Annotated in this window: 15 protein-coding genes; 9 read left to right on the forward strand and 6 right to left on the reverse strand. The window is 69.1% G+C overall.

The genetic code is table 11. The annotated features are described in order from the left end of the window. Window positions 1-30 precede the first annotated feature (30 nt). Together AOM45_RS27235 and AOM45_RS27240 are read left to right on the forward strand one after the other, a co-directional pair. Window positions 31-369: a hypothetical protein gene (locus AOM45_RS27235; protein ID WP_156094377.1), complete on the forward strand. Its 339-nt coding sequence runs from the start codon at window positions 31-33 to the stop codon at window positions 367-369. Beyond that, entirely contained in the window at window positions 369-1,295 is a 927-nt protein-coding gene (locus AOM45_RS27240; RefSeq protein ID WP_030472974.1) for a glucosyl-3-phosphoglycerate synthase, read from the forward strand. Before AOM45_RS27235 ends, AOM45_RS27240 begins: the two co-directional genes overlap by 1 nt. Here the strand turns inward: AOM45_RS27240 and AOM45_RS27245 are convergent. The 4 genes from AOM45_RS27245 to AOM45_RS27260 are packed head-to-tail and all read right to left on the reverse strand — an operon-like array spanning window position 1,227 to window position 5,612. After that, window positions 1,227-2,519, reverse strand: coding sequence for an amino acid ABC transporter ATP-binding/permease protein (locus tag AOM45_RS27245; protein ID WP_051784641.1), 1,293 nt, complete (start codon window positions 2,517-2,519; stop codon window positions 1,227-1,229). The genes AOM45_RS27240 and AOM45_RS27245 overlap by 69 nt on opposite strands. Continuing rightward, entirely contained in the window at window positions 2,516-3,865 is a 1,350-nt protein-coding gene (locus AOM45_RS27250) for an ABC transporter ATP-binding protein/permease (protein WP_030472976.1), read from the reverse strand. The genes AOM45_RS27245 and AOM45_RS27250 overlap by 4 nt, the downstream gene beginning before the upstream one ends. Further along, a complete protein-coding gene (locus AOM45_RS27255; protein ID WP_051784642.1) occupies window positions 3,835-4,458 on the reverse strand; it encodes a cytochrome d ubiquinol oxidase subunit II in 624 nt (207 codons plus the stop codon). The genes AOM45_RS27250 and AOM45_RS27255 overlap by 31 nt, the downstream gene beginning before the upstream one ends. Continuing rightward, a complete protein-coding gene (locus AOM45_RS27260) occupies window positions 4,458-5,612 on the reverse strand; it encodes a cytochrome ubiquinol oxidase subunit I (RefSeq protein WP_030472978.1) in 1,155 nt (384 codons plus the stop codon). The genes AOM45_RS27255 and AOM45_RS27260 overlap by 1 nt, the downstream gene beginning before the upstream one ends. Before the next feature lie 210 nt (window positions 5,613-5,822). Here AOM45_RS27260 and AOM45_RS27265 point away from each other — a divergent pair, with 210 nt between their 5' ends. Genes AOM45_RS27265 through AOM45_RS27285 form a run of 5 tightly spaced genes read left to right on the forward strand, consistent with a single transcriptional unit; the run spans window position 5,823 to window position 8,043 of the window. Then, window positions 5,823-6,161 (forward strand): PadR family transcriptional regulator, encoded by a 339-nt coding sequence (locus tag AOM45_RS27265; protein ID WP_030472979.1) that lies wholly within the window; start codon window positions 5,823-5,825, stop codon window positions 6,159-6,161. Beyond that, a complete protein-coding gene (locus tag AOM45_RS27270; protein WP_051784643.1) occupies window positions 6,146-6,823 on the forward strand; it encodes a permease prefix domain 1-containing protein in 678 nt (225 codons plus the stop codon). The genes AOM45_RS27265 and AOM45_RS27270 overlap by 16 nt, the downstream gene beginning before the upstream one ends. Further along, window positions 6,820-7,119, forward strand: a complete 300-nt coding sequence (locus AOM45_RS27275; RefSeq protein ID WP_030472981.1) for a DivIVA domain-containing protein — start codon at window positions 6,820-6,822, stop codon at window positions 7,117-7,119. The genes AOM45_RS27270 and AOM45_RS27275 overlap by 4 nt, the downstream gene beginning before the upstream one ends. Next, window positions 7,106-7,504, forward strand: coding sequence for an SRPBCC family protein (locus AOM45_RS27280; protein ID WP_030472982.1), 399 nt, complete (start codon window positions 7,106-7,108; stop codon window positions 7,502-7,504). Before AOM45_RS27275 ends, AOM45_RS27280 begins: the two co-directional genes overlap by 14 nt. Further along, the gene (locus AOM45_RS27285; protein ID WP_030472983.1) at window positions 7,504-8,043 is read left to right on the forward strand and encodes a DNA-3-methyladenine glycosylase I; all 540 of its coding nucleotides are present in this window, start codon (window positions 7,504-7,506) and stop codon (window positions 8,041-8,043) included. Before AOM45_RS27280 ends, AOM45_RS27285 begins: the two co-directional genes overlap by 1 nt. A 223-nt stretch (window positions 8,044-8,266) precedes the next feature. On the opposite strand, the gene AOM45_RS27290 is transcribed toward AOM45_RS27285, so the two are convergent. Then, complete coding sequence (locus AOM45_RS27290) at window positions 8,267-9,052, reverse strand: enoyl-CoA hydratase-related protein (protein ID WP_236703843.1); 786 nt, start codon at window positions 9,050-9,052, stop codon at window positions 8,267-8,269. A 10-nt stretch (window positions 9,053-9,062) separates the two neighbouring features. Further along, complete coding sequence (locus AOM45_RS27295) at window positions 9,063-9,860, reverse strand: PaaX family transcriptional regulator (RefSeq protein ID WP_030472985.1); 798 nt, start codon at window positions 9,858-9,860, stop codon at window positions 9,063-9,065. A 220-nt stretch (window positions 9,861-10,080) separates the two neighbouring features. On the opposite strand from AOM45_RS27295, the gene AOM45_RS49870 reads away from it, so the two are divergent. Beyond that, a complete protein-coding gene (locus tag AOM45_RS49870; RefSeq protein ID WP_065914675.1) occupies window positions 10,081-10,248 on the forward strand; it encodes a DUF3117 domain-containing protein in 168 nt (55 codons plus the stop codon). 149 nt (window positions 10,249-10,397) lie between these two features. Beyond that, window positions 10,398-11,807 carry a leucyl aminopeptidase family protein gene (locus AOM45_RS27300; RefSeq protein WP_236703844.1) on the forward strand — a complete coding sequence of 470 codons (1,410 nt, stop codon included), beginning with the start codon at window positions 10,398-10,400 and terminating at the stop codon, window positions 11,805-11,807. Window positions 11,808-11,847 lie beyond the last annotated feature (40 nt).

The following is an 11,847-nucleotide window of genomic DNA, read 5'->3' on the forward strand; positions in this document are numbered from 1 at the left end:
TGAGCCAGCTCACTGTTTACGCTGGGTGGCGTGAACCGATTCCGCGTCCATGAGCTGCCGAAAGACCGGGTGCTGGTTGTCGCGCATCTGACCAGCGCGGATGCGTTGAGTCAGGCCATTCATGACGGCGCCGACATCGTGGAATTCGACGGTGAACTGGAATTGTCGAAGCTGTCCGAAACGTTGGACGTCGTGACGATCCCGCCAGGGGATGAAGATTTCACCCTCGCGGCCGCCACGGTGGCTGCGATGTCCGGAGCAAGGGCCGTTCGTGCAACTGACGTGCGGCAGGCGAGGAAGGTCGTGGAGATGGTCGCGAGCGTGACGGGAACCCGTCCGCCTGCCCGAGCGGTGCGGGCGCTCGCCTGATGCTGTCCACCGTCGAAGCCTGGTTCTCCACGCACACGTGGCAGCAGCCGTTGTGGACGGTCGACGAACTCGTGGCGTTGAAGCGCGGCCGGACCGTCTCGGTGGTGCTGCCCGCGCTGAACGAGGAGGAGACCGTCGGCGACGTCGTTTCCGTGGTCACGCCGTTGCTCGGGACGCTCGTCGACGAGCTGGTGGTGATGGACTCCGGGTCGACCGACCGGACGGCGGAGGTCGCCACCGCCGCCGGGGCGCGGGTCGTGCGGCGCGAGGACGTCGTGCCGTGGCTGGAACCGTTGCCCGGCAAGGGTGAGGTGCTGTGGCGTTCGCTCGCCGCCACGTCAGGTGACCTGATCGTCTTCCTCGACTCGGACCTGGTGGAGCCGGAGACCGCGTTCGTGACGGCGTTGCTCGGGCCGCTGCTGGACGTTCCGGACGTGCACCTGGTGAAGGGCTTCTACCGGCGGCCGCTGCGGCTGGAGAGCAGTGGTGGTGGGCGGGTCACCGAACTGGTGGCGCGGCCGTTGCTGAACACGTTGCGGCCGGAGCTCTCCGGTGTGGTGCAACCGCTCGGCGGCGAGTACGCGGCCACCAGGTCCTTTTTGGAGTCCGTGCCCTTCGCGGCCGGGTACGGCGTGGAGATCGGGCTGTTGCTGGACGTGCACCGGCTCTACGGGCTGTCCGCGCTGGCCCAGGTGAACCTCGGTGTGCGCAAGCACCGGAACCGGTCGCTGTTGCAGCTCGGCGTGATGTCCTCGCAGATCATGGGGACCGCGCTGGCCCGGTGCGGGGTGTCCGCGGACTCCGGTGCCCCAAAAAATCAAACACTGACGCAGTTCGTGCAGGTCGGCGGCGAGTGGCTACCCGACTCGACCGACGTGCTCGTGGCCGATCGGCCGCCGATGGTGCACGTGGTCGAAGAGGGCTAACTGCTCTTCGCGGTGCGTCACGACCAGCGCGGTGCCCTGGCAGTTGTCCAGGACGTTCTTGAGCACTCGGTCTGCCTGTTCGGGGTCGAGGCCTTCCGTGGGTTCGTCGAGGAGCAGGACTTCCGGGTTCGCCAGCACTGATCTGGTGAGGATCAGGCGCTGGCGCTGGCCGCCGGAGATCTCCTCGCCGCGCTCGCCGACGACCTGGTCCCAGTCGAGGTCGAGCTCGGCGATCGCGGCCGCCCGGTCCAGTTCCTCCTGTGTCGCACCGGGTTTGGCCAGCAGGACGTTCGTGCGGACCGTGGTGTGGAAGACATGGGCGTCGGCCAGCGCGCCCCTGCTCGGTTCGAGCTGGTGGGCGAGGGCGTTGAGCAACGTGGTCTTGCCGGCGCCGCTCGGGCCGACGATCGCGGTTTTCCCCTGGAGCGCAGGGGTTTCGGTGACTCGGGCCGGCTCCGGCTCGTCGGTCGGCTCCGGGGCCGGCTTGCTGAGGGCAGCGAGCGGGATGGTGATCTCGAACGTCGCGACGGCGGCCATGATCAGCCACGCGGGCTCGTGCAGGGCGAGCATCACCAGCGCCGTGCCGAACTGGGCGGCGATCGCGAACGGGGTCAGGTCGCGGGTGCGTTCCTTGCGAGACAGTTCTTTCGCCGTAGTGGTCGCGGCAGCGAGTTTTTCGTCGAACAGGCCGTAGGCGATGAGTTCTTCTTTGCTGTGCACCAGTTCCGTGGTCTGCTCGGTGAGCTTGGCGCGCAACGGCGTGAGGTCCTGCGGCTTGCGGATGGCCAGCCAGGGGAGCAGTACGACGTTGATCAGCAGGCCGATCGCGAGCGGGAGCGAGAAGCACGCTGCCACCGCGCTCACGATGGCCGCGGTGATCCACGGCAGGGTGGTGCGGAGCCTCGCGTCGAGGTGCTGGTCGACGTTCGTGACGATGCGGGTCAAGGCCGTGCCGGACGGGACGTGCCGACGGTGGGCGAGGTCGTCGTAGACGCGCCCGCGGAGCTCGACGGCCTCGCTGAGCACGGCTTTGTGGCTGGTCAGGCGTTCGAGGTAGCGGAGAGCGCCCTTGGCCAGCGCGAGCGTGCGGACCGCCACGACGGCCACGGTCAGCGCCTGCATCGGCGGGTGCTCGGCGGCACGCATGATCAGCCACGTCGCCGTAGCGGTGAGGCCGACGCCCGCCAGTTCGGCGAGCACGCCGACACCGATCGCGAGTCTCACACCGTCACCACCCTGTCGACCTCGTTCAGCAACGTCGGCCGGTGCGCCACGATCACCGCGGTCCTGCCCTTCGTGAAGTCGCGCGTCGCCTCGAGCACAAGGGATTCCGTCTCCGCGTCGAGGTGCGCGGTCGGTTCGTCGAGCAGGAACAGTCCGGCTTGCCGCCGGTCCAGCGCCTTCGCGAGCGCGACACGTTGCTGCTCACCGGACGAGAGGTTCGCCGGGACGAGTGTGGGCCGTTGCGGCACCCACGACAGCGCTTCCAGCCACTTCTTCTGGTCGATCTCGCGCAGGTCGACGCCACCGACCAGGACCCGGCCGCGGTCCGGCCGCACGAAACCCAGCAACAGCCCGAGGATCGTGCTCTTGCCCGCGCCGCTGGGCCCGACCAGCGCGATGCGTTCGCCGGGTTCGATGCGCAGCGAGAAGTTCTCGAGGCTGCGGACGCTCACCTCGTCGAACACGATCTCGGCCTCGGCGAGATCCGGTGGCGTCACGCCGGTGCGGACGGTCGCGGTGGGTAGCTTGGCGAGCACCTCCCGGCCCTGCGCGCTCGCGTGGTACTGCGCCCCGGCCGCACGCAACGGCAGAAACGCTTCTGGTGCAAGGAAGAGCACGAGCAGCGCGGTGTGCAGCGCAACTCCGCCGCCGAGCAGCCGGAGACCGACCGGGACGGCGACGAGCGCCACCGACATCGTCGCGACCAGCTCCAGCACGAACGCCGACAGGAACGCCACCCGCAGCGCCGACATCGTCTCGGTCATGTGCTGGGCGGCGAACTGGCGGACCGTGGTGGACTGGGCCTCGGCCCTGCCGAACGCCCGCAGCGTGCCGATTCCCTTGACCACGTCGAGGAAGTGCCCGCCGAGGGTCGCGAGCGCGTCCCACTGCCTGGCCGTCCGCTCACGGGTGTGCGCGCCGACCAGGGCACCGAAGACCGGGACCAACGGCAGCGTCGCCAGGATCGTCAAGGCCGCGGTCAGGTCTGCGAACGCCAACCGGATCACCACGGCGAGTGGCACGGCCACGGCCAGGACCTGCTGTGGCAAGTACCCGACGACGTACGGCGTCACGTCGTGCACGCCGCGCGTCACCAGCGTGGCGACCTCGCCGGCCTTGTTCCCCGGCGTGCGCAGGAAGGCCTCCCGAAGCCGGGCGCGAGTCCGTTCCGCCGCCCGGTGTGCCCATTCGCGGTGCACCCACCACACCAGCACCCGCAAGCCGATGACCAGGCACAGCAACAGGTATCCGCTGCCGCCGCTGAAGACCGACGCCAGGAGCTCTGCCTGCGCCAGCACCAGGAACGGGATCGGGATCAGCGCGAGGAGATGGCGACGATCGACCACTGCAACACCACCACCAGCGGGATGATCGGGATCGCGACCCACGCGAGCAGACCGAGCGTGTCGCTGTGCGCCATGAGCCCGCTGACGTCGATCGAGCTGAACGCGAGCGGGATCGGCAACGCGCAGAGCAACGCGGTCAACGGGAACAGCGTCCACCGCCGGTTCTGGAACACCCAGCCGTGCACCGCGAACAGCACCGGCATCACGAGCGCCACCAGCGGGGGTGCGTCGAGCAGGTGCACCAGGAACAGGCCCCAGCCAACGGAAACCATCAACCCGCCGGTGAACACGAGCCACCACCACAGCCGCAGCTGCACCGACGCCATGAACAACACCAACCCGGCCAGGACCAGCGTGAACGTGCTGTGCGCGCCGGACAGCAACTCGCCTTCGAGCCGCGGGAACGCCGCGAACAGCACACCGATCGCGGCCACCAGCCACACCTCGTTGCCGAGGAAGAACGGCGTCATCCGCTGCAGTGCCTCGGCTTTCCGGCGGAACGGCAGCAGCAACGCCGTGCCGTAGTCGAAGCCGGCCAGCGAGAAGTAGCCGACGGTCAGCGTGCCGAGCACGAACAACCAGAGCGTTTCCATCAGAGAGTCACCACCAGCGGCGAGACGGGAGCCGGCGCCACGTCCGGACCACGACGGACCGCACGTGCGATCAACGCCCAGTCGACGCAGGCCAGCAGCACGAACAGGGACGTGAAGACGATGAGCGACAACCGGATCTGCGACGCGTCCACGTGGGACACCGCGTCCTCGGTGCGCAGCAGGCCGTAGACGAGCCACGGCTGCCGGCCGACCTCGCGGAACATCCACCCGAAGACGGCGGCGCAGAACGGCAGCGGAATGCCGATCACCATGAGGTACAGCGGAAAGCGCATCCGGATCACGGCGTCCTTGATCAGCAGCGGCAGCGTGAGCCAGCTGACCAGGGTCAGCGTCATCCCGATCAGGATCATGAACCCGAGCGCGACTCCCGGGCCGGCCGCGAACTTGCCGGGCTGGAGCTCGCTGATGATCGGGAACTGCGCGAACCCCGCGCCGATCAGCGACGGCGTGGCCAGGGCCGTCGTGACCACGCCCATCCGCAGCGAGCGGCGGAAGAAGTCGACCTCGGGCGTCCGCTTGATGAAGTGGTACGCGGACACCCCGGTCATGAACACCCCGCCGACCGTGATGGACGCGAAGATCACGTGCATCAGCGCCGAGTTGAACGTGGGGTTGCTCAGGAGCGCGGAGAAGTCGTCCAGCCGCAACACGTTCCCCTCGACCCGGTAGCCGACGGGGTGCTGGAGGAACCCGTTCGCCGCCATGATCCAGAACGCCGACGCGAACGCGGTGAGAGCGGTCAGGTACAGCAACGCGAGGTGCACCCAGCGGTTGAGCTTGCCCCAGCCGAAGATCCACAGGCCGAGGAACGTCGACTCCAGGAAGAACGCGATCAGAGTCTCCAGCGCGAGCGGCGCCCCGAACACGTCACCGGCATAGGTCGCGAGGCCCGACCAGTTGAGGCCGAACTGGAACTCCATCACGATGCCGGTGGCGATCCCCAGCGCGTAGTTGATCACGTAGATCCGGCCCCAGAACCGCGTCATCCGTTCGTGCACGGGCGCGCCGGTGATCGTGAACCGCGTCTGCATGATCACGAGCAAGGTGACCAGGCCCAGCGTGAGCAGCACGAACAGGAAGTGGAAGGACGTCGTCAACGCGAACTGGAGACGGGCGAGGTCTGCTGCGCTCATAGGTAGGGACGCTATAGGTAGCGCGCCTACTTATGAACGGATCGGAGCGCATCTCAGGGACATCTCAGGGCCGACCCTGAAGGGACGCTGAAGCCTCGCCGAACTGCTTCCAGCGCAACAGGTTCGTGCCCTCGGACACCAGAGGGTTGGTCCGAAATCAGGGATTTCCCAGGGGCCGGTCCCAGGGCCGGATCAGTAGAGTCACGACCCATGAAGCCCGACGCGCTACGCGGCCACCTCGACGCGTTGCTGCTGGCCACGCTCGACGGCAGGCAGCTGCACGGCTACGCGATCATCGAGGCGTTGCAGCAGGGCAGCGGCGGCGCGCTGGACCTCCCGACGGGCACGGTCTACCCCGCGCTGCGGCGGCTGGAGCGAGCCGGGCACGTGGTCAGCGACTGGAGCACGGTCGGCGGCCGCAAGCGCCGCACGTACAAGCTCACGCAGGCGGGTCAGCGGGCGCTGAACGCCGAGCGCAGCGCGTGGCGGGAGTTCACGACGGTCATCGACGGGGTGCTGGGGGGTGACGGCAAGTGGGCACAGACCTGATCGAGCGCTACGTGACCGATCTCGGGTCACGGTTGCAGGGATCGCGCAGGCAGGTGCGCGACCTGCTCACCGAGACCCGCGACAGCCTGAGCGACGCCACCGAGGCCCACCTCGGCCGCGGCCTGGACGAGGAGACGGCCCAGCGCAGGGCCGTCGAGGAGTTCGGTTCTGTCCGCGAGATCGCCGGGGAGTACCAGGCGGAGCTCGCCGTCGCGTACGGCGCACGGACGCTGATGTGGCTCGCCCTGGTGCTGCCGGTGATGCACGCCGCGTGGGAGATGGGCCGGATGTACTTCATCGGCCCGTGGCAGGACTTCGGCGGCCCGGTGCCGTCCTGGTACCTGTGGATCGCCAAGGCCAACGACATGACCAGCGGCATCTCCGCCGGCGTCGCACTGGTCGCGCTCGTCCTCGGCCGGGTCGTGGCCCGCAGGGTCGACGCGAGGGTGCTGGCCAGGATCGCGGGCGCGACGGCGCTGGTGTCCGTGCTGCTCGTGGTGCTGGGCAACGTGGCCATCCTCACCGCCACCTGGGGTGTCGACCCGCAACGGCTCGTGCAGTCGCTGCCGATGTCGATCGCGAGCTTCGTGACGTGGGCCGTGATCATTCGTCTCGGTCTGCTCGCTCGCCGCGCGCTGAGCTGTGCCACGATCGTCGGGTGACCAACGCCCTTCTCTACCTGATCGTGATGGTGGCCGTCGCGGCAGTGGTGTTCCTGCTCGCGGCGTTGGTGTTCGGACGCGGCGAGGAGCTCGCCCCGCTGCCGCCAGGAGCCTCGCCGACGCGGCTGCCGTCGGAGGACATCACCGCGGAGGACGTCCGCGAGCTGAAGTTCCAGCAGGTGTTCCGCGGCTACAAGATGAGCGAGGTCGACTGGGCGTTGCAGCGCCTGTCGTCCGAGGTCGAGAGGCTGCGGGCGCGCGTGGCGGAGCTGGAGAGCAGCAGTGACCGAGCTTGAGCTGACGGTCGAGGTGGCGGCTCCACCCGACACGATCTTCCGCGCCATGACCGACTGGGAACGCCAGCACGAGTGGATGTTCGGCACGCGCGTCTCGGTCGTGGCCGGTGACGGGAAGTCGGTCGGCAGCGAGATCGAGGCGGTCACGTTCGGCGTCTCGGACCGCATGCGGATCACGCGCTGGGACCCGCCGCACGCCGTCGAGGTCCTCAAGCTCGGCAAGGTCGTGCGCGGAACCGGTGCGTTCGCCGTGCGCGGCAGCCGTTTCGTGTGGACGGAACGCCTCGACGTGCCGTTCTTCTTCCCCGTGGTGAAGCCGCTCTTCGTGCTGGGGCTGCGCCGGTCGATGCAGCGGTTCGCCCGTTTCGCCGAGGAGTACCGGTGATCGCGCGTTGCCCCTGGGGAGCCTCGACCCCGGACTACGTCGAGTACCACGACACCGAGTGGGGCGTGGAGCTGCACGGCACGGACGCCCTGTACGAGCGGATGTCGTTGGAGGCGTTCCAATCCGGGCTGTCGTGGATCACGATCCTGCGCAAGCGGCCGGCGTTCCGGACGGCGTTCGCCGGCTTCGACCCGAAGCTGGTCGCCGAGTTCGGGCCCGCCGACGTGGAAAGGCTGATGGCCGACGCGGGCATCGTCCGGAACCGGATGAAGATCGACGCCGCCATCCACAACGCCCGCGTGATCGCCGAGCAGGACGTCGACCTCGACGCTCTGTTGTGGTCGTTCGCGCCGTCGGACCACGTGCGGCCGACGACGATCGCGGACGTTCCGGCGATCACGAACGAGTCCAAGGCGATGGCCAAGGAGCTGAAGCGCCGCGGGTTCAAGTTCCTCGGCCCCACCACGTGCTACGCGCTGATGCAGGCCACCGGGATGGTGGACGACCACATCGCGACCTGCTTCCGCGCCACGGCCTGAAGCCGTCGAGCTCCTCGGCCGCGCGTTCCAGAGCGGCCACGACACCGTTGCGCACGCAGCGTTGCAGGGCGCCGCCGCTGCAACGAGGGTGACCTTCACAAACCTGAGGTCCGTGAAGGTCACCCTCATGCACGACGAAGTTGGCCACGGCGGGCGGGTTTGCGGACGGTGTCGCCGACCCGCACCGCACCACCGGCGTTGCCGCCGTCCAGCCGTTCCTCCACTAGCGCCCGATGAACTTCGGTGCCCGCTTGTTCACGAACGCGTCCACGGCCTCGCGGTGGTCCTCGGTCGCACCGCAGTCGGCCTGGGTCCGGCGCTCCGCCTCCAGCGCGTCCTCCAGCGTGCCGTCGGCGGCCGCGGCCAGCGCTTCCTTGATCTTCGCGTAGGCCGTGGTCGGCCCGGCGGCGAGACGAGCGGCGAGAGCGTGCGCGGTGGGCAGCAGCTCCTCGTCCGGCACGACCTGGTTGACCATGCCGATCCGCAACGCCTCCTCGGCGCCGACCGGCTGCGCGAGCATCATCATCTCCATCGCGCGGCCGTGCCCGATCAGCCGCGGCAGCGTGTACGACGCACCGGAGTCCGCGGTCAGGCCGACGTTCGCGAACGCCATCAGGAACTTCGCCGACGCGCCCGCGATGCGCAGGTCGGCGGCGTAGGCGAAGGACGCGCCCGCACCGGCGGCGCTGCCGTTGACCGCGGCGATCACCGGCTTCGGCATGCCGATCAGCTCGCGCACGATGGGGTTGTAGTGCTTCTCCACGGTGTTCAGCGGCGCGGGGTCACCGGCCTGCAGCAACCCGATGTGCTCCTTGAGGTCCTGACCCGCGCAGAACGCCCTGCCCGCACCCGTGATCACCACCGCGCGCACCGACTCGTCCGCCGCCGCCTCCTTCAGCGCGTCGAGGAACGACTCCTTCAGCGCGATCGTGAAGGCGTTGAACGACTCGGGGCGGTTGAACGTGAACGTGCGCACACCATCGGCGTCGTCGACGAGGAGCTCGGACACTGGACCTCCATCAAGCAGTGGAAACATTGCGAACCGGTCGCAGGCACTCGTCGACGAAACGACTCGTGCCCGGTGCCAGCCGCAGTGTCTGTTCGTCGAAGAACGACGCTGCCGCGTGCCCCGGCCAGTCCGGTGGCAACAGTTCAGCAGGAAGACCGGGATCGCGGAACAGGAACTTGCGCCACGCGTGCAGCAGCTGCTGTGACGCTGCGAACGCCGCCGCGTCGTCGGTTTCGTCCACAACGGACACCTGTGCCTGCCACTGCGCGACGAACGCGGCGTAGTCGCGCCCGAGTTCGGCCAGGTCCCAGGCCTTCGCGGCGAGCTCGGCGTCCCCACCGTCGTGTGAACCGTGAAAAGTTCGTGCGAGAACTCCCTCGGCGGCGAGCACGTCGGCCAGTTCCGGCGACGGGCGCGGCGCGATCCACGTCACAGGGCCGAGCGCGCCGTAACCGAGCAGTTGCAGCTCCGACGCCAGGTGGTCACGCGAGTCACGGCCCGGCATCTCCTCCAGCACCACGACGTGCCACCGACCGTCCCACGTGGACGGCCCGGTGCGGTAGATGCGGGCGGCGGCCTCGTCGAGCCTTCGTTCCCCGCGAGGTGTCATGGCGTAACCAGGCCCGTCGGGCAGCCGCACGGGGTGCAACCAGCCCTGCCGGACGGTGCGGGACACGGCCGTCCGCACGGCCGGCGCGGCGAACCCGAGCGGTTCGAGCAGCCGGACGAGCGCGGCGATGGTGGCGGCGCCACCGCGTTCGCGCAGGTGGCCGCCGTAGACGTCGAAGAGCGCGGAACGGGCTCGCACCCGGCCCAGTCTGTCACGCCGTGCCCCGGGCCGTGCCCATCACCGCCAAAGTGTTGCCTTGTCGTGAAAACGGGTACTGATCAGGGTGAAAACAAGATCAACAAATGTCACCCGAACTCGCCAAAAGATCGGTTCGGTTTCGCCCCTGAGTCGCGATAGGGGAGAATGGAGCAGATCCGGCCTGGCCGGACGGGGAAGATGTTGACGGAGGGAGCACGCGATGGCGGCCATGAAGCCCCGGACCGGCGACGGTCCCCTCGAGGTCACCAAGGAGGGACGCGGCATCGTCATGCGCGTGCCGCTCGAGGGTGGTGGGCGCCTTGTCGTCGAGATGTCGGCGGACGAGGCCAGCGCCTTGGGCGACGCGCTGAAGGCCGCCGCCGGCTGAGGCACCCGGCGAGGAAGCAATGTGAGCCCCGGTTTCCGCTGTGCTGTTCCACAGTGGAGACCGGGGCATCGCTTCGTTCTCGGTCTGGGAGAGAATGAGCGGTCGTTAATACATGGGGAGGTCCAACCGTGGCGTCGACGGTTCCGTCAGTGCCGACCAAGCTCGTGGACGTCGAGGTGGCCACCACCGCGCGCCGCAACGTTCCGACGGTCGTGCTCGCGGCCACCGGGCCGTCGCTCGGGCCGGGTGGTGACGGCATCGACGTCTCCGACCTGACGGGCAAGGCCGGTGAGACCGTTCGTCACGACGAGACCTGGACGCTCGGTGTCGGCACGGGGACGGTGAGCGACTTCCGCACGGCGGGGGCGAACCTGGTCCGCGCGCTGAGCGGCGAGGACGCGCCCAGGTCGGCCGACGTGCTGCTGACCCCCGACTTCGACGCCGCCAAGGTGCGCGCGTTCGTGCTCGGCGTGGCCCTCGGCGGCTACCGCTTCAAGGTCACCGGCGAGGAGGCCCCCAAGCGCGTCGGCTCGCTGCGCCTGGTCACCGGCGACACCGGCTTCGAGGAGGTGCTGACGTCCGCCGCGCTGAAGGCCCACGCGCTGGCCGCCGCCACCTCGCTCACCCGTGATCTCGCCAACACGCCGTCCAACGTCAAGGACCCGCGCTGGCTCGCGTCCACCGCCGCCAAGCTCGCGGAGAAGGTCGACGGCCTGTCCGCCGTCGTGCGCGACGAGAAGTGGCTGCGGCAGCAGGGCTTCGGCGGCGTGCTCGCGGTCGGTGGCGGCTCGTCCCGCCCGCCGCGGTTCCTGGAGCTCACGTACGGCACCACCGGTCCGCACGTGGTGTTCGTCGGCAAGGGCATCACGTTCGACACCGGCGGCATCTCGGTGAAGCCCGCCGACGGCATGCACCTGATGCGCACCGACATGGCCGGTGGCGCCGCGGTGATCTCCGCGCTGCTGACCGTGGCCCGCCGGCAGCTGCCGATCAGGGTCACCGGGCTCGTGCCGTGCGCGGAGAACCACCTGAGCGGCTCGGCGTACCGGCCGGGCGACGTCGTGCGCCACTACGGCGGCGCGACCACCGAGGTGCAGAACACCGACGCCGAGGGCCGCATGGTCCTGGCCGACGCGATGGCGTACGCGGTGAAGAACCTGAAGCCGGACCTGCTCGTGGACGTCGCGACGCTCACCGGTGCGATGAAGGTTTCCCTCGGCCTGCGCACCGGCGCGGTGTTCACCTCGTCCGACGAGCTCGCCGGGCAGGTGGTCGAGGCGGGGGTGAACGTCGGCGAGAAGTGGTGGCGGATGCCGCTGCTGGAGGAGCACGTCGACGCCGTCACCAGCGAGATCGCGGACTACAAGCAGTGCCCGCCCGGACCCGGTGGCATCACCGCGGCGCTGTTCCTGCAGAAGTTCGCGGGCGACGTGCCGTGGGCGCACCTCGACATCGCGGGTCCCGCGCGGTCGGAGAAGGTCTACGAGGAGATCGTCGCGGGAGCCACCGGGTTCGGCGCGCGGACGCTCGTCGAGCTGGCTGAAAAATATTCGCGTTAGACCCTACGATCGGCCATACGAGACGGCGAAGTTCCACGGC

Origin of the sequence: Lentzea aerocolonigenes, assembly GCF_000974445.1 — a bacterium.
GTDB lineage: Bacteria > Actinomycetota > Actinomycetes > Mycobacteriales > Pseudonocardiaceae > Lentzea > Lentzea aerocolonigenes.

Bases quoted from the DNA above. Each gene is read 5' to 3' on its own strand.
- AOM45_RS27240 (WP_030472974.1), top strand. From the start codon at position 369: ATGCTGTCCACCGTCGAAGCCTGGTTCTCCACGCACACGTGGCAGCAG.
- AOM45_RS27255 (WP_051784642.1), bottom strand. From the start codon at position 4,458: ATGGAAACGCTCTGGTTGTTCGTGCTCGGCACGCTGACCGTCGGCTAC.
- AOM45_RS27260 (WP_030472978.1), bottom strand. From the start codon at position 5,612: ATGAGCGCAGCAGACCTCGCCCGTCTCCAGTTCGCGTTGACGACGTCC.
- AOM45_RS27265 (WP_030472979.1), top strand. From the start codon at position 5,823: ATGAAGCCCGACGCGCTACGCGGCCACCTCGACGCGTTGCTGCTGGCC.
- AOM45_RS49870 (WP_065914675.1), top strand. From the start codon at position 10,081: ATGGCGGCCATGAAGCCCCGGACCGGCGACGGTCCCCTCGAGGTCACC.